This is a genomic window from Chryseobacterium koreense CCUG 49689 (assembly GCF_001045435.1).
GTDB classification, from domain to species: domain Bacteria; phylum Bacteroidota; class Bacteroidia; order Flavobacteriales; family Weeksellaceae; genus Kaistella; species Kaistella koreensis.
On record NZ_LFNG01000004.1, the window covers coordinates 40905 to 62592 of the forward strand.

Sequence of the window (21688 nt, forward strand, 5' to 3'; positions counted from 1 at the left end):
CAAGAAAAAAATCCGCAGATTAGTAATTCTGCGGATTTTTATTTTCTATCGGTGTCACGGGAGTTTGCGGCTGTTGATTGGCCAGTTCTGCGGCCTGTTTTTCCAGTTCCTCTTTTTCTTTTCTAAGTTGCTTCAGCTCTTTTCTCTTCTGCTCCTCTTTCAGGGCGGTTCCCTTGCTCACATATCCCACGATTCCTCCGATGATTAAACCAATTCCGATTCCGGCGAGGATTCCCATCAAACTGATAGGTTCGAACAGTTTCACCATTGAAAACTCGGGCAGCATATAATAAAGCAGAAAAGCCAGGCCCAAAAGCAGAAACCCAATAAAGTGCAAATTTTTCATAGTTTAGAAATTAAAAACCTTCCCAAATTTAATGATTTTTAGGGAAGGTTAGATTAAATGTTTTGCTTTTTAGATTTTCCCTCCTGCAGTTTGATAGTACTGAAGTGCCTTTGCCATGTGTTTCTCAAGGTCTGCGCGTCTTGTCTCCGGATTCGGGTGCGTTGAAAGGAATTCCGGTGTTCGGTTTCCGGTTGCGGCAGCTTCCATCCTTTGCCAAAAAGGATAAGCTTCTCTTGGGTCATATCCAGCCATAGCCATTAGATAAAGACCCATTTCGTCGGCTTCCAACTCTTGACTTCTGCCATATTTCAGCAAGGCCACTTGTGCACCGATTGGATACGCTTGTTGGAAGATCTGTGCCAACTGAGCGTTAGAGATGGTGCTTCCCAGTATCGCTCCACCGTATTGTGCCACCATCGCTTGGGAAATTCTTTCATTTCCGTGGCCAGCAAGTGCGTGGGAAATCTCGTGACCCAAAACTACCGCCATTCCGGTATCGGTTTTGGTAATTGGTAAAATTCCAGTGTAAACCGCCACTTTTCCACCCGGCATACACCATGCGTTGATTTGCTTATCGTCCAAAAGATTGAACTCCCATTGATAATCCGCAATGTCGGCTTCTCTACCAATACCTCTGTAATAATTATTCGCAGCATTCTTCAGCCGCAATCCCACATTCTGAACACTTTTGGAAGCGGTGGTTCCTGAAATCACTTTTGCTGCTGAAATCGCCTGGTGGTATTGCTGTAAAGCTGCCGCGGCAATTTCTTGATTATTCGCTAGCTGCAAAGTTTTTCTACCGGTAATGGGATTGGTTGTGCAGGCAATCAATGCAAGGGACAAAATACCGGCGGACAAAAATTTATTTACTTTTTTCATAGCGTTGAATTTGAATTTCCTTTCTTAAAACAATTTTTATTCCAAATAAAAATTTTAACTTTAACCATCGTCTATTTCCCGAATCAAAAATGCAAAATTAAAGTTATGAAAAATCTAGCGAAAATCATGGTATTAATTTTTCCCATGTTTCTGTTTTCATGTGCATCAAACTCCAGTGCGTCAAGTGCAATGTCTGCGGAGAAATTGGCGGCGATTCTTCAATCGCAGGAATTCACTTTTATGGCAAAACGGGCCAATCCGGTCGGTGGAGATGTGAACAATATTTTGAACTCATTTCCGAATTCTTCCGCCAGCAGAATCCTGGATTTGGATTACGGATATACCGTGGTTATTAAAAAAAATGAGTTGAATGTGAACCTTCCCTATTTTGGCAGGCTCTATAATCCAAGTTACGATTCCACCAAGAATGGCTATCGTTTCGTTTCAAAAGATTATAAGATTATGGAAACTCCGGGTAGAAAAGGAAGCACCCTTTATCAAATCAGTACCAATGACCAGCAATTTTTGAAAAAAATGATTCTGGAAGTTTTCAAAAACGGAAAGGCCTATCTTTCTATTGATTCTAATGACAGGCAACCGATTTCTTATGATGGCTATATCTTGGAAAATTCTAAAAAAAAGTAATCCCTGAGGTTTTTGGGATTAAATCATTCCCAACTCAAAACGGGCTTCTTCACTCATCATATCGCGATTCCAAGTGGGTTCGAAGGTGAGTTCCAGTTCCACTTCGGAAACATGTTCCACCAGTGCAATTTTTTCTTTCACTTCTGCGGGCAGACTTTCCGCGACAGGACAGTTCGGTGAAGTAAGTGTCATGATGACTTTCACGGCGGCTTCGTCGGAAATCTGCACATCATAAATGAGTCCCAGTTCGTAAATGTCAACTGGAATCTCCGGATCATAAATGGTCTTAAGTACTCTGATTATATTTTCACCGATATCGGCTATTTGTTCGTCAGTATATTTCATGTGGCAATCAGCTTTCAGCACAATGCATCCAGCGTTTTTTTTTATTCTAATTTTTGTAATAAATCTTCCTGCCTCATCCGGCGGAAAATGTTTGCCAAAGTTAAGACATCTTTTTCACAATATTGAACTATTCTAAATAAGTCTTTTTCTATCCAGTAAATTGACGCGACCATTGAACCGTCTATATCGTCCTTTGGAGTGGGAATTCCGAAGACGTGTGCCAGTAATTCCAATGAAACGTAGGATTTGTAATCCCCGAATTTCCAAAGTTCCATCGTATCAAGATGTGGAATTTCCCAAGGTTTTTTTCCGAATAATTGAAAAGGTTTCGGCGGTTCAATGCCATTGATCAGAAACCTTCTCGCAATCCACGGAAAATCGAACTCCTTCCCGTTGTGTGCACATAAGATTGCGTCACGAAGTTTGGTATGGTTGAAAATCTCCCCGAATTCCTCCAACAGCTTTTTCTCGTCATCATCCGCAAAACTTTTGATATTCAGCTTATTGCTTTTATCAAGTAGTCCTACGGAAATACAGATGATTTTTCCGAACTCTGCCATGATTCCGCCACGTTCCTTATAAAATTCTTCTGCGGTGAAATCATCTTTTCTCTGATGCAGCGTTTTTTTATCCCATAATTTTTGTTCAGATTCTTCCATTTCCTCCCAGTTTCCGAATTGCGGAACGGTTTCTATATCCAGGAAGAGTACTCTTTCTAAGGGAATATTTTTAAGCATGACTTGTGGTTTTATGGAAAGTGAATTTAGGGATTTTTTTTCAGGACAGAATTACCCAACCTGAAAACCGTTCCCCACTTCGAGTGATGGTGACAAAATCGTAACCGCTCTGTTTTCACCATAAACTCCCAAAACCAGACATTCACTAAAAAAGTTGGCAATCTGTTTCCTGGGAAAATTTACCACCGCAATGATCTGTTTTCCAATGAGCTCTTCCTTGGAATACCGTTTTGTGATCTGGGCGGCAGATTTCAGGATTCCCAGTTCGCCGAAATCAACCTCCAAAATATAGGATGGATTCATGGCTTTCGGAAAATCGGAAACGGAAACCACCGTTCCGCTCCGCATATCGATTTTCTCAAAATCTGACCATGATATTTCAGGTTTTCGTTCCATGAAATCCTTATTTTACCGAAACAATATAGTCATAGACCATTTGATGTTGCCCCTCATTGAGTTTTGCTTTCGGTGCCATAGAATTCATGATTCCCACCCAAGCTGTTGCGGAGTGATCGGTAGGATTTGGCAAATCGTGGCATTTTTTGCAGGAATTTTCGAAGATGTTTTTTCCTTGCGCAAGATGTTCGGCATTAATGGTTTGGGTTCCTGTGACAGCGGGAGTTTTTGGAGTACAGGAAACAATGAATGCGCTTCCCAAAATAGCGGCGAGAGCTAAAAATTTCATAATTCTTAATATTTAATGTTCTCAAAAATAAAGAATTTTCTGCTTATTTTTGTTTGATTCCATAAAATTAGACGTAATGAAGCTCAGTTGGCAGAAAACCCGATTAAATCTGAAAGAAACATTTTCCATTGCTTATGGGAATTACGATTTTCGGGACGCGCTGTTGATTTCGCTTTCACATCAAAACAAAACCGGTTTCGGTGAATGTGTCGCCATCAATTATTATGGAATTGATCTTGATGATTTCATTTTAAAATTAAGGGAAATTCAGTTAGTTGTTGAAAATCAAAAAATCGCACCACCGAAAAATTTCTACCGGTTTTTATCTGGTTTGGACCTTCACGCTTTCCTGGCTTCTGCTTTAGACTGTGCCTATTGGGATTTATACGGAAAACTTGAAGGCAAAACTTTTTCTGAGTTAAACGGTTTTCATGATCAAAAACTTCCCGAATCTTCGTACACGATCAGCATCGCGCCAATTGACGAACAAATCAGGAAAATCAAAAATTCGGACTGGAATTGTTTTAAAGTAAAATGCAATGGTCTGGACCCGGAAAACATCTTCAAAATTTTAGCGACCGGAAAGAAAATTGCGTTGGATTCCAACACCAGTTTTTCAGATCCGGACTGCGATTTCCTCCAAAGTAATCCATTATCCCAAAATTTTCTCTATATCGAACAACCGCGACCAATTGGCGAATACCAAATTTTAGATAAAAATAAAAACGCAGTCTGGATGGCGGATGAAGATTGCCAAAACATAACCTACCTAGAGAAATTGCTTCCCCATTATTCGGCAATCAATATCAAGTTGATGAAATGCGGTGGAATCACTCCGGCTTTGGAGCTGATTTGCGAGGCGAAAAAACTCGGATACAAAGTGATGATCGGATGCATGACGGAATCCTCGGTCGGGATTTCCGCCGGAATTGCAGTGTCTCAATTATGTGATTTCGCAGATTTGGACGGGGCGAACCTGATTTCGAATGATTTTGCGAAAGGGAGTTTTGTGGAAAGAGGAAAACTCTTCCTATCTGAAAAACCGGGTTTGGGAATTGAACTGATTTCCTAAAAGAATTTGTATTTTTGATTCAATGAATTTTTCCATCAAAGAACTTACAGAAGGAATAAAATCCGGCGACAAACGCATCCTCGGTAAAGCCATCACTTTGGTGGAAAGCAAAAAGCCGGAACACCGAATTCAAGCGGAAGAATTGCTGAAAGCGATTTTGCCATTCACGGGAAACTCCATCCGGATTGGGATTACGGGAACTCCGGGTGCCGGAAAATCCACCTTCATTGAAAATTTCGGGCGGCTTGCGGTTTCCAAAGGGAAAAAAGTAGCGGTTCTGGCCATTGATCCGAGTTCGTCATTAAACAAAGGTTCCATTTTAGGCGATAAGACCAGAATGGAAGAATTGGCAAAAGAGCAAAACGCCTTCATTCGGCCAAGTCCGAGTTCCGGATTTTTGGGCGGTGTGGCGAATACCACTTTTGAGACCATGCTGATTTGCGAAGCGGCAGGTTACGATTTTATTTTGATAGAAACTGTGGGAGTGGGACAAAGCGAGGTTTTGGTTTCGGATATTACAGATGTTTTTCTTTTTCTGAAAATAATTGGCGGTGGTGACGAGTTGCAGGCAATCAAACGGGGAATCATGGAAATGGTGGATGTGATTTTCATCAATAAGGTGGATGAGGAAAATTTGACCAAGGCGAAAAATACCAAAATCGAACTGATGCGTGCGCTGCATTTTATGCCATCAAAAGAAAAAGACTGGAAAGTTCCGGTTTTGCTGGGTTCTGCGCTAAATAACAAAGGATTGGATGATGTTTTTGGTGAAATTCAAGCGTTTATTTCTTTAAAAATCAAAAATAATTCCTTTACTAAAACTCGTGAAATTCAGGCGAGGAAACGATTTGATTACTGGGTTCAGGAATACATTCTTCAAAAGACGAAACAGGAAAAAAACATTGAAAATGCTTATGAACTCCACAAAAAAAATGCTTCCGAACTGAAATCCAATCCAAGTTCGGAAGCGAAAATATTTGTCGAAAAATTATTTAAAAAGTAGGCGGGAATTAATCCGGATACTCGAAGATTACGGTTTTCTGCACATTTGGATGAATCGACAATGCAACCGGACAGTTCAACGCAGTGTGCTCGATGAACTGTTTATCATCATCAGAATAATTTTTTGGGAAACGAACGATGCAGAAAATGGTTCCAATTCTTTTCGGATCCGGATGCGTGGATTTTTTCAGCTCGCATGTAGCACCGGTGATATCGATTCCTCTAGGTTTTCCCAAAACAGCAACCGCCATTAGCATCGATTGTCCATAGGAAATCCCAAAAATATCGGAGGGTGAGAAATATTCGGAAGTGCCCCCTTCCCGTAATGGTGCACAGGTAATGATTTCCGCTTTTGATTTTTCATGTTGGGAGACAATTTTGAAGTCTCCCAAGTAAGTAATTGTTGAAGTCATAGTTTGAGTTTATGGAGTGATAAAGATAGAGATTATTGCCAAATATTCAAATAAATGCGATATGATTTTAATCAAAAATTAACATTTACTCGTTTTTTTGGATAATCCCTAATTTCCGTAATGGAAACGGACCGTTTTTTTCAAGTCAGCATTCAATGACAACGCAACGGGACAGTTCATCGCGGTTTCCTCTATAAACGCTTTCTGCTCATCGGAATAATGTCCCTGGAAATAGAGGTCACAAACAATTTCTGCGATTTTTCTCGGTTTCGGGTTCATCACCTTCTGGATTTCCGCATAGGAATTTTCGATTTCCACACCATTGTTTTTTCCCAGTATCGCAATCGTGGTCAGCATGCATTGAGCCAAAGAAGTTGCACACAAATCGGTGGGCGAAAAGGCGGCACCTTTTCCGTGATTGTCAGTTGGAGCGTCAGTGATAATTTTTGTTCCGGATTGCAGATGTTCGGATTCGCATCTCAAATCGCCGGTGTAGATTACTTTTGAAGTCATATATGGGGAAATTCTTAATATTAGGAAAATTTGCGCATTCTTTTAAAAATGAAATATGTCTTTCGCCTTATTATAGGCACTTTCGAAGTTGAGCAAATTCAGGGAATGTTCTATTTTTTCCATGGCCATGAAGTTGATGACCTGTTCTGTCGGCATATTTCCAACCAGGTCATCTTTCGCCATCGGACAACCGCCAATTCCCTTGATCGCAGAATCAAATCTTCGGCAGCCATTGTCATAAGCAGCTTTTAGTTTTGGATAAGAGTCTTCATACCGGTTATGGAAATGTGCGCCGAAATCAATTTCCGGATATTTACCCGGTATTTTTTCAAACAAAAGTGCTATTTGTTCCGGAGTTCCGGTTCCGGTGGTGTCGGAAAGCAGGATGTTTTTAATGCCTATTTCATGGAAGCGGTTCGCCCAGAAATCCACATCTTCCCATTTCCACATCTCGCCATAAGGATTTCCGAAAGCCATGGAGAAGTATAAATTTAAGCTCCTTCCGTCAGATTTCAAAAGCGATGTGATTTTCACGATGTCTTCAAAAGCCTCTTCCTGGCTTTTATTCGTATTTCGATGTTGGAATGTTTCGGAAATGGAGAATGGGAACCCTAAAATATCCACCTGTTGATGTTCCAAAGCGTTCTCCGCACCGCGATAATTGGCAACGATCACGGAAAGTTTGGTGTTGGAAATTCCCTTGTCAATCTCATCAATCACCGTTCCGGAATCTGCCATTTGTGGAATCGCTTTCGGCGAAACAAAACTGCCGCAATCCAAAACATCAAAACCAACGTCCATCAACGAGTTAATGTATTCAATCTTTTTTTGGGTTGGGATGAATTCACCCCAACCTTGCATCGCATCTCTTGGACATTCGGTAAGAAACATTTTTTCCGTTTAAGATTTTCGTAAAGATAATCATTTTGAGGGAAGCTGGAAATGCAGGACCGAAGTTTTCCAAAACGAAGCAATATCATGGAATTTGGTGCCTGAAACCTGAACCGAATTCACTACAAAATCCTTAACTTTGTTCAAAATAATAGAGTTTATGACGACGATTGAATTTAACCTCGAGTGGAAGCTGAAACTTCAGAACAGATTCATTAATTATGCTAAAATTTATTCTACAAGTGATCCGGAAAGCGAAACCACGCCTTCTACCGAAAGACAGTGGAATATCGCCAAATATATTTTTGAGGAACTGAAAGATCTTGGATTGGAGGACGTTTCTTTGGATGAGAACGGGTACATTTATGCTTATGTCCCATCCAATTTGGAAAATGACGACGAACCGGTGATTGGTTTCATTGCACATTACGATACTTCGCCCGATTTTTCCGGTGAAAATGTGAATCCGCAAATCTGGGATGATTATGATGGCGGAGATTTGGTTTTAAACAAGGAAACCGGATTTACTTTGTCCCCTTCAAAATTTGAAAGTTTAAAGGATTATGTCGGAAAAACCCTGATTACTACAGATGGAACCACACTTCTCGGTGCAGACGACAAAGCGGGAGTTGCAGAAATTGTAACTGCAGCGGAATACCTGCTTGCGCATCCCGACATCAAGCATGGCAGAATTGCGATCGGTTTCACGCCGGATGAAGAAATCGGAAGAGGCGCACATAAATTTGATGTAAAAAAATTCGGTGCAGAGTGGGCATATACCATGGATGGCGGTGAAGTAGGCGAATTGGAATATGAGAATTTCAACGCAGCCGGAGCAGTGGTGAAAATCCATGGATTAAGCGTACATCCTGGTTATGCGTTTGGAAAAATGGTGAATGCTTCTTTACTAGCTGCCGAATTTATCAAGATGTTGCCAGAAAATGAAACTCCTTCCACCACGAAAGGTTTTGAAGGATTTTATCATTTGACGGACTTGAAATCTGACGTATCCGAAGCGAAAATTCAGTACATCATCCGTGACCACGATGCAGATAAATTCGAAGCAAGAAAAAAATTCATCACCGGAAAGGTGGAAGAATTCAATAAGAAATTTGGCGAGGGAACTGCGGAAATTGAAATCAAGGAACAGTACAGAAACATGAAGCAGCAGTTTGAAGGGAAAATGCACATCATCGATATCGCCGAACAGGCGATGAAAGATGCGAACATTGTCCCAAAAATCAAGGCGATTCGCGGCGGAACTGATGGTGCGCAACTTTCTTACATGGGATTACCTTGTCCGAATATTTTTGCAGGCGGAATCAATTTCCACGGTCCTTACGAATATGTCGCTCTGGAATCTATGGAAAAAGCGGTGAAAGTGATTGTGAATATTGCGAAAGCGGTGAAAAAGAAGTAATTCAGAAAGTAAATAGGGAAGCCATCAGAATAATCTGATGGCTTCTTCATTTTTAGTCCATGATTTTGCCGAGCTTTAGGTGTCTCCATTCTCCGTCATGAAATTCACTTTGATCCTGATCTTGGAATCCACAGGAGTTCCGTCACATTTTGATGGGGTCCAATTCTTTTTTACGCGGCTAAAGGCGTAAGACAAATCCTTCAGGAACATTTCGCTGTTTTCCACTTTGGGAGTGATGTCTAAATGTGTAACTTTTCCCTGGGCATCAATATCCACATGAAGGAAAAAATTGCCGTTGACCACATAAATCTGCTTGTCCACATAAGCGGAAATATACTTGAAAAGTTCTCGGGTGAAAGCTGCGTCACCACCTTCAAATTGAGCACGGATGAAATTCTGACTTTCACCGCATTTTGCGTTTTTGTAGTAATCAAAAGGTTTCTTGATATCTACCCTGAAAAAGCTATTGCTTCCTTCCGCATAAAAATAACCTTCCTGCATTTCCTCGATTTCCTGTGCATGAAAAAACGAAAATGCAAACACTAATAAAAATAATAATTTCCTCATTGCTAAAAAATTGGAAAGTAAAGTTACGAAAATCCCACAAAAAAGCGGTTCATTTCTGGACCACTTTTGTCTTCTATTTTAAAGGACCTCGATCTGATTCTTCAGCAAGTCCTCAAACTCGTCTCTTTTTCTGATGAGGTGCGCTTTTTTATCAAGGTATAAAACCTCTGCAGGCTTCAATCTTGAGTTAAAGTTGGAACTCATTTCAAAACCGTAAGCTCCTGCGTTTCTAAACACCAAAATGTCACCTTCGTGGATTTCGGGGATTTTTCTATCCCATGCAAAAGTATCGGTTTCGCAGATGTTTCCGACCACGGTGTAGATTCTTTCAGATCCTTTCGGATTGGAGATGTTTTCAATAATGTGATAGGAATCATAAAACATCGGACGGATCAAATGGTTAAAACCGGAATCCACTCCCGCAAAAGTAGTCGCCGTGGTATGCTTGATGACATTGGTTTTCACCAAAAGATGACCACATTTGCTGACCAGAAATTTTCCGGGTTCAAACCAGAGCTGGAATTTTTTGCCAGACTCTTTCTCATAATCGGAAATGGCTTTTTCTACCTTTTTGCCTAAAGTTTTTACATCGGTTTCCATATCGCTCTCCTGATACGGAACTTTGAAGCCGCTTCCCATATCCAGGTATTTCAAATCCGGAAAATGATCGGCGAGTTCAAACATGATTTCCAAGCCCTGCAGAAAAACGTCCGGGTCTTTGATTTCGCTTCCGGTGTGCATGTGAAGCCCTTCAACTAAAAGCTTAGTTGATTTCATGATTCTTTCAATATGCCTCAATTGGTGAATGGAAATCCCAAACTTGGAATCAATGTGTCCCGTTGAAATTTTGTGGTTTCCACCAGCGTAAATGTGCGGATTGATTCTCACAAAAATCGGATAAGAACCTCCGAACTTATTTCCAAACTGTTCCAGAATCGAAATATTGTCAATATTGATATGTACCTTGAAAGACATGGCTTCCTCAATCTCGGATAAATCCACGCAATTTGGGGTAAATAAAATCTTGTCCTTAGGGAATCCCGCCTTCAATCCGAGCTTCACTTCATTGATCGAAACGCAATCCAAACCAGCTCCCAATTGCTGCACATATTTCAAAATATTGATGTTGGAAAGCGCTTTGCATGCATAGAAAAACCTGGTCGTCTTGTGGAAAGATGAGGTGAGTTTCTCATATTGTGTCTTGATGGAATCGGCGTCATAAACATAAGTCGGCGTTCCAAATTGCTCGGCGATTTTTAATAATTCTTTGTTGGTCACTTTATTTATTTGATGTTTAAAGTTTAAAGTCGGGAAATCGACCTCTTTAATAAGATGCAAATTTAGATAATTTCCAAACAACAGATTCTAAAATTATGGAAATGATAAACGGAGTGGTTCAAACTGGAGCAGAATCAGCCAAAAGCGTAATGGGGTTCCTCCAAAAACAGCTGCTATTTCGGAAGCGACACAACCTCGAAATCTCCACGTAAAAGTCCCAGTTTCAAATCATTTTGTAAATCGTGACTGCTGGTTTTGATTTCTATTTTCAATTGGTTGATTTGCTTTCTTGACTTAATCTGGGTATGAAACTCATAAAATCCATAAGCGGTTAATTTGCCGTTTTCGAGCACCAAAAATGATTTTTCTCCTAACGTCCTTCCGGAGGAAAGCCAAAGTTCATTGCGCTTTTTCAGGTCGATAAATTTCAGCAATTCCTGCACATCATTGAAGTTTTCGTTGGATTTCAAATGAGTGACCGCCTTTAATCCCTGGGTAAAAGAACTGAATCTTAAGATGGGTTTTTCATCTTTTCGTTGGGATATTTTATCCGCAAAATATTTTCCATTTTGATGATAAAGTCCAAAAGGCAGACTTTCCCTTTTTTGCAATCCTTTGGTTTTCATCATCAGTTTGCCGAGGATTTGATTTCCGGTAAGTTCGTAATGGATTTTTTCGGTTTCCGTTTGGATGGTTTCCCAGCGTTTTAATTTTGACGCGAAAATCTTTTTGGCCGATTTGCTTAAATCATCCACGAAATCGAAGAAAATAATCTTTCCATCCAGATTTTGAAAATAGAGGATTCCCCTTTCCGAAGGCAAATCCTGGGTGAGATTTCGAACCTTGTTGAAATAGGAATCGGAGTTTTTATCTTCAAACTGTTGTTGAATAATCTCCGAATCTGCATCTTTGATGATTAATAATTTCAATAAATCCAAAGTTGCACGCGCATCTCCTCCGGCTCTGTGTTGCTCGCTGAGAGGGATTCCCAGTGATTTCACCAATTTTCCCAACGAGTAACTTTCCGCTTCGGGAATTAATTTTTTCGCTAATGGAATCGTGTCTAAAGTATTGATGGTGAATTCATAACCAAGTCTTTTAAACTCCTGTCGGAGCATCCGGTAATCAAAATCAATATTGTGACCGACCAAAGTTGTTCCTTCGGTGATTTCGATCACTCTTTTTGCGATTTCATGGAATTTTGGTGCGGTTTTCACCATTTTTGGGGTGATTTTGGTCAATTTTTGCACAAAAGGAGTGATTTCACTTTGCGGGTTAACCAAAGAAATAAACTGGTCCACAATTTCGTGACCATCATATTTGTATATCGCGACCTCAATAATGTTTTCATTCCTGAAACCCGCTCCGTTACTTTCTATGTCTATTATTGAATACATGCAATTAGCTTATGACGCTTGGCAATTAGCATTTAGCCAAAAGCCATTCGCAATTTATCTCCTTCTTTTTAAACCGATCATCCCCAAGAATGCGTTGGTAGCTTCACGAACTATAATGTTGGTCACGGTTCTTCCGGCGCTGGATTTCATGACCTGTTCAAACATTCCTGGTTCTTGTTTCGCTGGTTTTACCGCCGGTTGTGCTGGATTTGCCGCCGCAGCATCCATTCTTGCGCTCAATATTTCATACGCAGATTCTTTGTTGACCGGTGTTTCGTATTTTGCAACCAAGGCGGACTGGTTCGTAAGGTCAAGAACTTCCCCGGGAGTTAGAACATCCATTCTGGATTCCGGAGAAATCAGATAAGTTTGAACCAAGGGTGTCGGAATCCCTTTTTCGTCTAAAGCGGTTACAAAAGCTTCGCCGATTCCCAGATTTTGGATCAGTTGTCCTGCATTGTAATACTCCGTAATCGGGTAGTTTTCAACGGCTTTGTCGATTTCTTTTCGGTCTTTCGCCGTAAATCCGCGGAGCGCGTGCTGAATCTTTAAACCTAATTGGGAAAGTACATTTTCAGGAACATCGCCCGGAATCTGAGTGATGAAATAAATCCCGACTCCTTTCGAACGAATGAGTTTCACCATCGTTTCAATTTGGTTTAAAAGGGCTTTAGATGCTTCATTAAAAATTAAATGCGCCTCATCGATAAACAAAACGAGTTTTGGTTTTCCGGAATCGCCTTCTTCCGGGAAAGTCATGTAGATTTCCGCAAAAAGGGAAAGCATAAAAGTGGAAAACAATTCTGGTTTATTCTGAATGTCGCCTACTCGCAGAATGTTCACAACTCCTTTTTCACCTTCTTTGGCGAGTAAATCATACACATCAAAACTGGGTTCACCAAAAAACTGTGCCGCTCCCTGCTGTTCAAGTGCGACAATCGATCGAAGAATTGCGCCAAACGAAGCAGGAGCAATATTTCCATAATTCTGCGCCAATTCAGCTTTTCCGCCATCGGCATCGGTGACATATTGCAACACCTTCTTCAAATCATCCAAGTCGATCAAAGGCAACCCTTTGTCATCACAATATTTAAAGACAATCGAAAGGATACTTTGCTGGGTCTCATTCAGCTGTAAAATTTTCCCCAATAAAACCGGTCCGAATTCAGTAACGGTGGAACGAAGTTTAACACCCTTTTCAGCTGAAATAGACATCAGTTCCACCGGAAAACGCTGTGGCGTAAAGCTGAAACCGGTTTTCGAGTAACGCTCCTGAATAATCGTATTTTCAACTCCCGGTTCCGCAATCCCGGAGAAATCTCCCTTGATATCGAGAACCAAGGACGGAACACCGGCTTTGGAGAGTTGTTCCACAAAAACCTGCAGCGTTTTGGTTTTCCCGGTTCCGGTTGCACCCGCAATTAATCCGTGTCTATTGACCGTTTTCAGGGGAATCGTAACATCCACTTCTGTAACCACTTCACCATCGAGCATTCCTTTTCCTAGGGTGATGAATTCGCCTTTTGGAGTATATCTGGTGGAAAGTTCCTGAATAAATTTTGCCTTATCTGCCATTTTCTTGATTGGTTTGAAAGGATAAAGATAAAAAATAATATGAAGAATTGGGATTTTGAATTGAGGTGGTTTGTAAAAATTTGTCGTGTCGTAATCTGAAAAAACAATGCATAGAAAAAGTCAGGTGACCTTAGTCTTCATGAGTTTTTGGATTCTTCAGTAAGTTTTTAAAATATCTCGAAATACTTTTGGGTTTTAGCGCATTATTGAGAATTTTAGGATTTCAAAATTGTCCAGGGAAGAAGTTTTGATCGAAATTTTTACCATATATCATTTTTTTTGTCGAAATTAGCAAGTGACAAGTAGCTGATTTTGAATATTTCAAGTGATTTCTGAACACTTTCCCAAAGATTAAAACTTCGGCAAAGTCTGCACATAATTTGTTATTTCATTATCTTTGAATTCGTCGGTTTTTAAGGCGGAATATAATCCGTGAAATCCCGGGAAATCAAACTGACCAAAATCATCTTCATATTCGGACTAAAAAGTCTTAAATTTGAAGCATCAAAATGAAAAGCTTTTTCGTTTCCATATTATCCGCAATTATTTTTTTGGCAAGCTTCCAAAACTCATTGCTTTTGGTGGATTATCAAATCAACAGGGATTTCTATGAGCTGCATTGCGTGAACAAGGACAAACCAGCCATGGCTTGTCACGGAAAATGTGAGATGAAAAAGGAAAGCGAAAAGGGAAACTCGCCTTTCAAAATCTTGAAAAGCAGTTTCGAGTTCAATATTCTGCCGACAAAACCTTTGGAAATAAATGTCGAGAAGTTGATGGTTTTTAAAGAATCGAAGCCGGCAAGCGATTATGCACCATTTTTCGTAAATAAAGGTTACTTAAACATTCTTCCACACCCGCCACAAATTTAAATTTTTGATTTGCTCGTTCTGTTCAATTCCTTGGACGGAATGAATCCTGTTTTTTTAAAGACCAAAACTCTTTAAAGTACAACTCCTTTAATATCAAAAATTTAATAAAATGAAATTTTCTATCAAAATATTCATTGCATTTTTTGCAATGGCACTTTTCCTTTCTTCATGCAGAACATCTTCTGACGATCCGGTAACTCCGCCCATAAACGAATTGGATGGTTTGACCAAGATCAAGGAAGTCTCCAACGATACCCACATCATTGAACTGTATTCCGCATCCGGAACCACGAAGCAAGGCTACAACAGCCTGAAATTCAGAATCAAAAACAAATCCACCAACCAATACGAGAAAAACGCCACCGCGACTTGGAATCCTTTGATGCACATGGCTACAATGAATCATTCCTGTCCAAAATCCGACATTAAAAAAGTTTCCGCAGACGGAACTTTGTATGAAGGTTATATCGTTTTTCAAATGGCGGAAAACGCAACGGAATACTGGGATCTAAAAATTGACTATACGATCAACGGGACCGCTTATTCCGTAACCACGGGAGTTTCGGTTCCGCAAGAATCAAAACAGACAGTGAGTTCATTTTTAGGATCAGACAACAGCAGGTATATTGTGGCTTACATAGAACCGAAAAGCCCGAAAGTCGCCGTAAACGATTGGACGGTAGGTGTTTGGAAAATGCAGGACATGATGAATTTTCCTGTGGCAGATGGACTTACTGTAAAACTTGACCCAAGAATGCCGGGAATGGGAAATCACTCCTCGCCAAATAATGTGGACGCCAGACAAACTCAAGCCGGTGGTCTTTATTACGGAAAACTTTCCCTGACCATGACAGGTTACTGGAAACTGAATCTGCAACTGGCAAAAGCTGATGGTACTGTTTTGAAGGGAGAACCCGTCACAGACACCAATCCAGGAAGTACGCTTTACTTTGAAATCGAATTCTAAAAATCTTGGTTAAAAGCAATGTCTGCAAATCAAGGTGGACATTGCTTTTTCATTTAATTCTGAAAAATGAAAAAAACAATAACGCTGTTTTTTCTGATCGTTTCTTGCCTGAACTTTTCTGCTCAGGAAACACAGCACGATTCCCTGAAACACAGCAATATTCAAGAAGTAATCGTCATCGGCACCAAAGAGATCTCACAGAAACAGGCAAAACCGCTAAGTTCCGTGGACGAATATCTGGAGCAATCTTCGAACATCAATATGCTGAAACGCGGAGCTTATGCATGGGAACCGCTCATCAACAATATGCCGACCGAAAGAACTTTGGTCACCATTGACGGGATGCGGATTTTCGGGGCATGCACCGATAAAATGGACCCGGTGACTTCTTACGTCGAAGTTTCCAATCTTTCCAAGGCGGAAATTTCCTCAGGACAAGGTGGTTCGGCTCACGGAAGCACGATCGGAGGTTCAATCGATTTGGTCCGTGAAAAAAGCAGTTGGGGTGACGAAAGATTTCGTGTGGGGATTAATTCCGGTTTTGAAAGCGTGAACAACCAAAAGATTTTTGGGGCAGCGACAAGTTATCGGAATTCCAAATATTATGTGGATTTGAATTTCATGAACCGCGATGCAGATAATTATAAGGCAGGAAACGGTCAGGAAATTCCTTTTTCGCAATTTCGAAAATTTAATATTTCCGGAATTTCCGGAGTGAAAATCGGTGAAAACAAGCTGATTGAAGCTTCTGTGATTTATGATAAAGCCAGCGACGTGGGTTATCCCGCTTTGCCCATGGATGTTTCTCTGGCGGAAGCTCTCATCGGTTCATTGAAATTCCAGATCCTTACCAATGATTTTTTCATCAAAGACTGGGAAACAAAACTTTACTTTAACAATATCACGCACCGAATGGATGATACGAAACGTCCCGAAGTTCCAATCCACATGGATATGCCGGGTTGGAGCAAAACCGCCGGATATTATTCCAAATTCAGAAGTGATTTTGAAAGACACCATCTGAGTTTGAACCTGAACGGATATTACAACCAATCCATTGCAGAAATGACGATGTATCCCACAAATCCCGCTGAATCCCCCATGTTCATGTACACGTGGCCCGATGTGAAAACGCTTTATCAGGGAATTTTCTTCGAAGACCATTTTCAAATGGATGATTTCATGGAGATGAAGTTTACGGCATCTGCAGGATATCATTCCAACAGAATTGACAATGAGTTTGCGCTGAACAGCATGCGGATATTTTATCCCGATATGGACCAGCAAAAAAGCAGGGTGCTGAAAAATTTTTCCGCCAATTTCAGCAGAAATCAATTTGGATTTGAATATGGAATCGGGGTGGGTTACGGAGACAGAGCGCCTTCTGTATCTGAAGGTTACGGATTTTATTTGTTCAACAGTTTTGAAAACTATGACTACATCGGTAATCCATGTCTGAAAAATGAAAACTCATTGGAAGGAAACGCATATATCAGTTTAAAGAAAACCGATTTTTTTGCGAAAATATCTTCCTCCTATTTCCATATTTCGAATTATATCGTGGGAAAAATTCACCCGGATTTTATCCCGATGACCATTGGCGCAAAAGGGGTGAAAGTTTATTCCGCACTAGATTATGCCACGATTTTTAATGTGAGTCTGGATGCAGAAATTAGGATTTTGCCGGAATTGAAATGGAATTCCCAGGTTGTTTACAGCCGCGGAAGGGATTTTGAAGAAGTGAATCTTCCATTTATCAGTCCGTTTTCTTATTTCTCGAAACTTCGTTTTGAAAAAAGCAGGTTCAATGCGGAAGTTTCCGTGAAAGGTAATTTAAAGCATAGCGATTACAGTGAGGTTTATGGGGAAAAACCTGTAGCGGATTTCATTCTGTTCAATGCTAATTTGGGATATCGGTTTGATTTTGGACGCAGCAAAATTTTTACGAAAGTGGGTGCTGAAAATCTGCTGAACCGGAACTACACCACTTATGCCGACTGGAACAATATTCCACGACCAGGAAGGAATTTCTTCGTGAATGTGAATTATAGTTTTTAACTTAGGTATGACTTTTCGCATGACGGGCATGAAATGTTCCAAAAATATTTTTCATTAAATTTGTTAGGTAACAAAATCTTCAGTGCCGGAATTGGATTTTTCGCAAATAGAATGTATTTTGCTGTGTTGGAAAAATTTGTAGGACAAAAAAATCAACTGAAATGAAAAGGAAAGAAATCATAGAACGCATCATTGCCGAACAAAAAAAGACGATTCTGGGTTTGCAGGAAACTACTGAAAATTATCGGGCTGCAGCTGATATGGATGAAGAAAGCACACACGATACCGAAGATTATTCCCACATCAGTCAGGCAAAAGACATGCAGCTCCGCTATGAGCAAATGCTGGCAGAAGCACAGCGAAATCTTGCATTTTTACAGGATGAACATGAAGCCGTTCATGACGAGATTGAATTCGGAACCATTATAGAAACAGATAAAAATTACCTGTTTGTAGGAATTCCGGTTCCCGTTTTCAAGGTGGATGGCAAAGATGTGGTTTCTTTTTCTGACGAGGCACCGATTTTCAAAAAAATTCGGGACAAAAAAGTAGGAGATCATGTGGAAATCGGAAGCAATTCCTATAAGATCATTTCGATTTCCTAATACCCATGCTATTTGTTATTTCTTCTGTAACTTTGGTCACGGTCTTTTTGAGTAATCAAAAGTAACTTTGCCAAAAATATTTCATGGAAATCATAGGTTATCTTTCCGCAATCATCATCGGTCTCGTTATGGGACTTATCGGCGGTGGCGGAAGTATTTTAAGCGTTCCTATTTTCGTGTATGTTTTTGGATTTGATGCGGTTACGGCAACCGCACTTTCGCTTTTTGTGGTGGGAGTTACCAGTATGGTGGGAAGTGTGGGTTTCATCAGGCAGCAATTGGTGGATTTCAGAACGGCGTTTATTTTCGGGATTCCGTCGATTTTGGGAGTGCTTTTTTCCAGGCGGTTGGTCTTGCCGCATTTGCCGCATTATATCATTCACCGATGGGGAATTACGCTGACCAAAGACATGTTCCTGCTGCTTTTGTTTTCCATTTTGATGCTGATTGCCTCTTTCAGAATGATTCGCAAAATTGAGCGGCCAAAAGTCGGGAAAGATGATGACATCAATTACACGATTCTCATCTCACAAGGACTTTTGGTAGGAATCGTCACCGGATTGATCGGAGCAGGAGGTGGATTTTTAATTGTCCCAGCTTTGGTGATGCTGCTTGGTTTGGAGATGAAAAAAGCTGTTGCCACCTCGCTTTTCATTATCGCAATGAATTCTTCGCTGGGTTTTTTGAGCACAATGGGAATGGTGAAGCAGGATTGGAATTTTCTACTGATTTTTAGTGGATTAGCCATAGTGGGAATATTTGTCGGGATCGCCATTTCAAAACGGATGGATGGAACAAAGCTGAAACCCCTTTTCGGATGGATTGTCCTGGGAATGGGAATCTTCATTATCATTAAAGAAATATTTCTTCAATAAAAATTATTAAATATGAAAAAGCTGACATTGCTTTTAGCCGCTTTATTTTTTCTGAATGCCTGTAAAAAAGAGAGTGAAACGAATTCAATTTCCGACCCTAATTCCAAAGAAGTGAGTTTGGTACAGGAAGTCACCAAACTGAAAAATGATAAAGGTGAGGAGGTTTCGGTCACTTATTTTGCGGAAGGCGGCGTGGTAGCTGTAAAAATTCAAAAAACAGGCGACAAGGAACAGAAACTTTCTGCCAAAACGACCAATGCGAAAGGAAATCCAATCTTCACCAATGAAGAGGTGATGTGGGAAATGACGCAGGACGGAAAAGCGGGAAAACTGACCGACAAAGCAGGGAATTCCTCAGAATACAAATAAATCGTTTTTAAAACCTATGCCATTAATTGACTTTTTGGCTTCATATTCAGTTTTGGTATGCTTAATGCCAAAATTTATAATATTCTAAAACCTTATCAAAATGAAAATCGAACAAATATATACCGGCTGTCTCGCTCAGGGAGCATATTATGTAGTTTCAGAAAACGAGGCGTTCATCATCGATCCATTGCGTGAAACCCAACCCTATCTTGATCGGCTTGCCAAAGACGGCGTGAAATTGAAATATATCTTCGAAACCCATTTTCATGCGGATTTTGTTTCCGGACACGTGGATTTGTCAAAGAAAACCGGCGCTCCGATTGTGTACGGACCAACCGCGAATCCGGCGTTTGAAGCCATGATTGCAGAAGACAACCAAATCTTCGAAATCGGAAAAATTAAGCTAAAGGTTTTGCATACTCCTGGACATACCATGGAAAGTTCCACTTATCTCTTAATTGATGAAAATGGAAAAGAAACTGCGATTTTTAGTGGTGACACTTTGTTTTTGGGCGATGTCGGAAGACCGGATCTGGCTCAGAAGGCAACCAATATGACCTCCGAGCAACTTGCGGGAATTTTATACGAAAGCCTTCAGAACAAAATCATGCCGCTTTCCGATGAAATCATGGTGTATCCGGCACATGGAGCGGGTTCCGCCTGTGGAAAGAATATGCAGAAGGAAACCATGGATACTTTGGGAAACCAGAAAAAAACCAATTATGCATTGAACCAACCGGACAAAGAATCCTTTGTAAGAGAGGTTTTGGATGGACTTGCCGCACCGATGGAATATTTCGGGATGAACGTGGCGATGAACAAAGGCGGTTACGAAAGTTTTGAAAACGTGCTGAAAAAAGGGAGCCAGCCCATTTCCCCGGATGATTTTGAAAACGTGGCAGAACAAAGCGGTGCGCTGATTTTAGATACCAGAAATGCCGCAGATTTTTACCGGGGATATATTCCAAACTCGATCAATATTGGGTTGAAGGGGGATTTTGCACCTTGGGTGGGCGCAATGATTGTGGACGTGAAACACCCTATAATTCTGGTTACAGATTTGGGAACCGAGCAAGAGGCCATCACACGATTGGCGAGAGTTGGTTTTGATAATGTGGTGGGCTATTTAGACGGCGGTTTTGAATCCTGGAAAAACTCGGGCAAAGAAATCGATACGGTGAACAGGATTCCTGCAGATGAATTTGCAAAATCATTTAATGAAAATACCAAAGTCATCGACGTGAGAAAAGAATCCGAATTTGCTGCCGAACATGTGAATAATGCGTCTTTCAACACACTCTCCGAAATCAACAACTGGGCGAAAAGTTTGGATAAAAAAGAACATTTCTACATCCATTGTGCAGGAGGGTACAGAAGTATGATTGCGGCAAGTATCTTGAATTCGAGAGGAATAAGAAATTTTTCCGAGATTGAAGGTGGTTTCAAAAAAATTAAGGAAACCGCGGTTCCGAGAACTAATTTTGTCTGTCAAAGTAAATCCTAAAAAAAATGAAAATGAAATTCCTAATATGTATCATGATTGCTGGATTTGTGGCCATTTCCTGTAAAACTGCCGTGAATACCGCAGAAACACCAAGACCAAACATGGTGGAACTGGTCAATAATCCTGAAACCACTTTGGTTGATGTGAGAATACCATCAGAATTTGAAGAGAAAACTGCCAAAAATGCAGTGAATATTCCATTGGCAGAAATAGAAAACAACCTGGATTTTTTCAGGAAACAAAAACAGGTCGTATTGTTTTGCAATCGCGGAAAGCAGGCACAATCCGCTTTGGATATTTTAAAGAAAAATGGAATTGAAAACGTGGTTTCTGCGAAGACTTTGGATAATGTTTCCGCCATTCAAAATAGTAAATAATGAATATTCTAGAAAACATCACCTTCAGTACTGAAAAACCAAATGTGCTCTACCTAAGAAAAAACGAAAAGGTGAAATATTTCGCCATTGCATTGGGAAAAAATGCAGTGTTGAAAAAACATACCGCACCGGTTGTTTCCACCTTAGTCGTTTTGAAGGGCGAAATCAACTTTATCCTTGACGGAAAAGTTCATCACCTGAAACCATTTGATGTTTTTGAAATTCCTTTGGACATTGAGCATGAAGTACACGGACTTTTTGACGAGAATCTTTTTACGGTAAATCAAGAATTTTAA

Annotated in this window: 26 protein-coding genes; 13 read left to right on the forward strand and 13 right to left on the reverse strand. The window is 40.4% G+C overall.

Going from position 1 to position 21688, the window contains the following annotated elements; genetic code table 11:
• Positions 1-19 precede the first annotated feature (19 nt).
• The gene (locus ACM44_RS02945) at positions 20-346 is read right to left on the reverse strand and encodes a lipopolysaccharide assembly protein LapA domain-containing protein (protein ID WP_048498619.1); all 327 of its coding nucleotides are present in this window, start codon (positions 344-346) and stop codon (positions 20-22) included.
• 69 nt (positions 347-415) lie between these two features.
• On the reverse strand, positions 416-1225 hold the full coding sequence (locus tag ACM44_RS02950; protein WP_048498620.1) for a M48 family metallopeptidase: 810 nt from the start codon (positions 1223-1225) through the stop codon (positions 416-418).
• Positions 1226-1330: 105 nt separating this feature from the next.
• Here ACM44_RS02950 and ACM44_RS02955 point away from each other — a divergent pair, with 105 nt between their 5' ends.
• Positions 1331-1870 (forward strand): DUF4251 domain-containing protein, encoded by a 540-nt coding sequence (locus ACM44_RS02955; RefSeq protein ID WP_083993633.1) that lies wholly within the window; start codon positions 1331-1333, stop codon positions 1868-1870.
• Between the two features lie 18 nt (positions 1871-1888).
• Here the strand turns inward: ACM44_RS02955 and ACM44_RS02960 are convergent, their stop codons facing one another.
• From ACM44_RS02960 to ACM44_RS02975, 4 genes are read right to left on the reverse strand one after another with little or no spacing between them, the layout of a single operon-like run.
• A complete protein-coding gene (locus tag ACM44_RS02960; RefSeq protein ID WP_048498621.1) occupies positions 1889-2215 on the reverse strand; it encodes an iron-sulfur cluster assembly protein in 327 nt (108 codons plus the stop codon).
• A 41-nt stretch (positions 2216-2256) separates the two neighbouring features.
• Complete coding sequence (locus ACM44_RS02965; protein WP_048498622.1) at positions 2257-2952, reverse strand: 3'-5' exonuclease; 696 nt, start codon at positions 2950-2952, stop codon at positions 2257-2259.
• A 51-nt stretch (positions 2953-3003) separates the two neighbouring features.
• The gene (locus tag ACM44_RS02970) at positions 3004-3348 is read right to left on the reverse strand and encodes a tRNA-binding protein (protein WP_048498623.1); all 345 of its coding nucleotides are present in this window, start codon (positions 3346-3348) and stop codon (positions 3004-3006) included.
• 7 nt (positions 3349-3355) lie between these two features.
• Complete coding sequence (locus ACM44_RS02975; protein WP_048498624.1) at positions 3356-3637, reverse strand: cytochrome c; 282 nt, start codon at positions 3635-3637, stop codon at positions 3356-3358.
• Positions 3638-3713: 76 nt separating this feature from the next.
• Here ACM44_RS02975 and ACM44_RS02980 point away from each other — a divergent pair, with 76 nt between their 5' ends.
• Both ACM44_RS02980 and meaB read left to right on the forward strand, forming a co-directional pair.
• On the forward strand, positions 3714-4709 hold the full coding sequence (locus tag ACM44_RS02980; protein WP_048498625.1) for an enolase C-terminal domain-like protein: 996 nt from the start codon (positions 3714-3716) through the stop codon (positions 4707-4709).
• Between the two features lie 22 nt (positions 4710-4731).
• Positions 4732-5712: a methylmalonyl Co-A mutase-associated GTPase MeaB gene (gene meaB / locus ACM44_RS02985; protein ID WP_048498626.1), complete on the forward strand. Its 981-nt coding sequence runs from the start codon at positions 4732-4734 to the stop codon at positions 5710-5712.
• A 7-nt stretch (positions 5713-5719) separates the two neighbouring features.
• Here the strand turns inward: meaB and ACM44_RS02990 are convergent, their stop codons facing one another.
• The 3 genes from ACM44_RS02990 to ACM44_RS03000 all read right to left on the reverse strand — a co-directional run bounded on the left by ACM44_RS02990 (position 5720) and on the right by ACM44_RS03000 (position 7528).
• Positions 5720-6124, reverse strand: coding sequence for an OsmC family protein (locus tag ACM44_RS02990; RefSeq protein WP_048498627.1), 405 nt, complete (start codon positions 6122-6124; stop codon positions 5720-5722).
• A 108-nt stretch (positions 6125-6232) separates the two neighbouring features.
• Entirely contained in the window at positions 6233-6637 is a 405-nt protein-coding gene (locus ACM44_RS02995) for an OsmC family protein (protein ID WP_048498628.1), read from the reverse strand.
• A gap of 42 nt (positions 6638-6679) precedes the next feature.
• Positions 6680-7528, reverse strand: coding sequence for a hydroxymethylglutaryl-CoA lyase (locus ACM44_RS03000; RefSeq protein WP_048498629.1), 849 nt, complete (start codon positions 7526-7528; stop codon positions 6680-6682).
• A 160-nt stretch (positions 7529-7688) separates the two neighbouring features.
• Here ACM44_RS03000 and pepT point away from each other — a divergent pair, with 160 nt between their 5' ends.
• Positions 7689-8948 (forward strand): peptidase T, encoded by a 1260-nt coding sequence (gene pepT, locus ACM44_RS03005; protein ID WP_048498630.1) that lies wholly within the window; start codon positions 7689-7691, stop codon positions 8946-8948.
• A gap of 75 nt (positions 8949-9023) precedes the next feature.
• On the opposite strand, the gene ACM44_RS03010 is transcribed toward pepT, so the two are convergent.
• From ACM44_RS03010 to ACM44_RS03025, 4 genes are all read right to left on the reverse strand, one after another.
• On the reverse strand, positions 9024-9515 hold the full coding sequence (locus ACM44_RS03010) for an energy transducer TonB (RefSeq protein WP_048498631.1): 492 nt from the start codon (positions 9513-9515) through the stop codon (positions 9024-9026).
• 78 nt (positions 9516-9593) lie between these two features.
• On the reverse strand, positions 9594-10793 hold the full coding sequence (lysA, locus tag ACM44_RS03015; protein WP_048498801.1) for a diaminopimelate decarboxylase: 1200 nt from the start codon (positions 10791-10793) through the stop codon (positions 9594-9596).
• Between the two features lie 173 nt (positions 10794-10966).
• Positions 10967-12190 carry a 3'-5' exonuclease gene (locus tag ACM44_RS03020; protein WP_048498632.1) on the reverse strand — a complete coding sequence of 408 codons (1224 nt, stop codon included), beginning with the start codon at positions 12188-12190 and terminating at the stop codon, positions 10967-10969.
• Between the two features lie 54 nt (positions 12191-12244).
• Positions 12245-13765, reverse strand: a complete 1521-nt coding sequence (locus tag ACM44_RS03025) for a helicase HerA-like domain-containing protein (protein WP_048498633.1) — start codon at positions 13763-13765, stop codon at positions 12245-12247.
• Between the two features lie 509 nt (positions 13766-14274).
• Between ACM44_RS03025 and ACM44_RS03030 the strand changes: the two genes are divergently transcribed.
• From ACM44_RS03030 to ACM44_RS03070, 9 genes are all read left to right on the forward strand, one after another.
• Entirely contained in the window at positions 14275-14637 is a 363-nt protein-coding gene (locus ACM44_RS03030; RefSeq protein WP_048498634.1) for a hypothetical protein, read from the forward strand.
• A 109-nt stretch (positions 14638-14746) separates the two neighbouring features.
• A complete protein-coding gene (locus tag ACM44_RS03035) occupies positions 14747-15604 on the forward strand; it encodes a FixH family protein (RefSeq protein ID WP_048498635.1) in 858 nt (285 codons plus the stop codon).
• Positions 15605-15670: 66 nt separating this feature from the next.
• Positions 15671-17662, forward strand: a complete 1992-nt coding sequence (locus tag ACM44_RS03040; RefSeq protein WP_048498636.1) for a TonB-dependent receptor plug domain-containing protein — start codon at positions 15671-15673, stop codon at positions 17660-17662.
• Positions 17663-17823: 161 nt separating this feature from the next.
• Positions 17824-18267 carry a hypothetical protein gene (locus tag ACM44_RS03045; RefSeq protein WP_048498637.1) on the forward strand — a complete coding sequence of 148 codons (444 nt, stop codon included), beginning with the start codon at positions 17824-17826 and terminating at the stop codon, positions 18265-18267.
• An 83-nt stretch (positions 18268-18350) separates the two neighbouring features.
• The gene (locus ACM44_RS03050; RefSeq protein ID WP_048498638.1) at positions 18351-19142 is read left to right on the forward strand and encodes a sulfite exporter TauE/SafE family protein; all 792 of its coding nucleotides are present in this window, start codon (positions 18351-18353) and stop codon (positions 19140-19142) included.
• Positions 19143-19154: 12 nt separating this feature from the next.
• Positions 19155-19511 (forward strand): hypothetical protein, encoded by a 357-nt coding sequence (locus tag ACM44_RS03055; RefSeq protein WP_048498639.1) that lies wholly within the window; start codon positions 19155-19157, stop codon positions 19509-19511.
• Positions 19512-19611: 100 nt separating this feature from the next.
• The gene (locus ACM44_RS03060) at positions 19612-21015 is read left to right on the forward strand and encodes an MBL fold metallo-hydrolase (RefSeq protein ID WP_048498640.1); all 1404 of its coding nucleotides are present in this window, start codon (positions 19612-19614) and stop codon (positions 21013-21015) included.
• An 11-nt stretch (positions 21016-21026) separates the two neighbouring features.
• Entirely contained in the window at positions 21027-21392 is a 366-nt protein-coding gene (locus tag ACM44_RS03065; RefSeq protein ID WP_160303956.1) for a rhodanese-like domain-containing protein, read from the forward strand.
• The gene (locus ACM44_RS03070) at positions 21392-21688 is read left to right on the forward strand and encodes a cupin domain-containing protein (RefSeq protein WP_048498642.1); all 297 of its coding nucleotides are present in this window, start codon (positions 21392-21394) and stop codon (positions 21686-21688) included. Before ACM44_RS03065 ends, ACM44_RS03070 begins: the two co-directional genes overlap by 1 nt.

Bases quoted from the DNA above. Each gene is read 5' to 3' on its own strand.
- ACM44_RS03065 (WP_160303956.1), top strand. From the start codon at position 21,027: ATGAAATTCCTAATATGTATCATGATTGCTGGATTTGTGGCCATTTCC.
- ACM44_RS03025 (WP_048498633.1), bottom strand. From the start codon at position 13,765: ATGGCAGATAAGGCAAAATTTATTCAGGAACTTTCCACCAGATATACT.
- ACM44_RS03030 (WP_048498634.1), top strand. From the start codon at position 14,275: ATGAAAAGCTTTTTCGTTTCCATATTATCCGCAATTATTTTTTTGGCA.
- ACM44_RS02995 (WP_048498628.1), bottom strand. From the start codon at position 6,637: ATGACTTCAAAAGTAATCTACACCGGCGATTTGAGATGCGAATCCGAA.
- ACM44_RS02955 (WP_083993633.1), top strand. From the start codon at position 1,331: ATGAAAAATCTAGCGAAAATCATGGTATTAATTTTTCCCATGTTTCTG.
- ACM44_RS03055 (WP_048498639.1), top strand. From the start codon at position 19,155: ATGAAAAAGCTGACATTGCTTTTAGCCGCTTTATTTTTTCTGAATGCC.
- ACM44_RS03050 (WP_048498638.1), top strand. From the start codon at position 18,351: ATGGAAATCATAGGTTATCTTTCCGCAATCATCATCGGTCTCGTTATG.
- meaB (WP_048498626.1), top strand. From the start codon at position 4,732: ATGAATTTTTCCATCAAAGAACTTACAGAAGGAATAAAATCCGGCGAC.
- ACM44_RS02970 (WP_048498623.1), bottom strand. From the start codon at position 3,348: ATGGAACGAAAACCTGAAATATCATGGTCAGATTTTGAGAAAATCGAT.
- pepT (WP_048498630.1), top strand. From the start codon at position 7,689: ATGACGACGATTGAATTTAACCTCGAGTGGAAGCTGAAACTTCAGAAC.
- ACM44_RS02950 (WP_048498620.1), bottom strand. From the start codon at position 1,225: ATGAAAAAAGTAAATAAATTTTTGTCCGCCGGTATTTTGTCCCTTGCA.
- ACM44_RS02975 (WP_048498624.1), bottom strand. From the start codon at position 3,637: ATGAAATTTTTAGCTCTCGCCGCTATTTTGGGAAGCGCATTCATTGTT.
- ACM44_RS03045 (WP_048498637.1), top strand. From the start codon at position 17,824: ATGAAAAGGAAAGAAATCATAGAACGCATCATTGCCGAACAAAAAAAG.
- ACM44_RS03020 (WP_048498632.1), bottom strand. From the start codon at position 12,190: ATGTATTCAATAATAGACATAGAAAGTAACGGAGCGGGTTTCAGGAAT.
- ACM44_RS03040 (WP_048498636.1), top strand. From the start codon at position 15,671: ATGAAAAAAACAATAACGCTGTTTTTTCTGATCGTTTCTTGCCTGAAC.
- ACM44_RS03010 (WP_048498631.1), bottom strand. From the start codon at position 9,515: ATGAGGAAATTATTATTTTTATTAGTGTTTGCATTTTCGTTTTTTCAT.
- ACM44_RS02945 (WP_048498619.1), bottom strand. From the start codon at position 346: ATGAAAAATTTGCACTTTATTGGGTTTCTGCTTTTGGGCCTGGCTTTT.
- ACM44_RS03070 (WP_048498642.1), top strand. From the start codon at position 21,392: ATGAATATTCTAGAAAACATCACCTTCAGTACTGAAAAACCAAATGTG.
- ACM44_RS03035 (WP_048498635.1), top strand. From the start codon at position 14,747: ATGAAATTTTCTATCAAAATATTCATTGCATTTTTTGCAATGGCACTT.
- ACM44_RS02965 (WP_048498622.1), bottom strand. From the start codon at position 2,952: ATGCTTAAAAATATTCCCTTAGAAAGAGTACTCTTCCTGGATATAGAA.
- ACM44_RS02960 (WP_048498621.1), bottom strand. From the start codon at position 2,215: ATGAAATATACTGACGAACAAATAGCCGATATCGGTGAAAATATAATC.
- ACM44_RS02990 (WP_048498627.1), bottom strand. From the start codon at position 6,124: ATGACTTCAACAATTACTTACTTGGGAGACTTCAAAATTGTCTCCCAA.
- ACM44_RS03000 (WP_048498629.1), bottom strand. From the start codon at position 7,528: ATGTTTCTTACCGAATGTCCAAGAGATGCGATGCAAGGTTGGGGTGAA.
- ACM44_RS03060 (WP_048498640.1), top strand. From the start codon at position 19,612: ATGAAAATCGAACAAATATATACCGGCTGTCTCGCTCAGGGAGCATAT.
- ACM44_RS02980 (WP_048498625.1), top strand. From the start codon at position 3,714: ATGAAGCTCAGTTGGCAGAAAACCCGATTAAATCTGAAAGAAACATTT.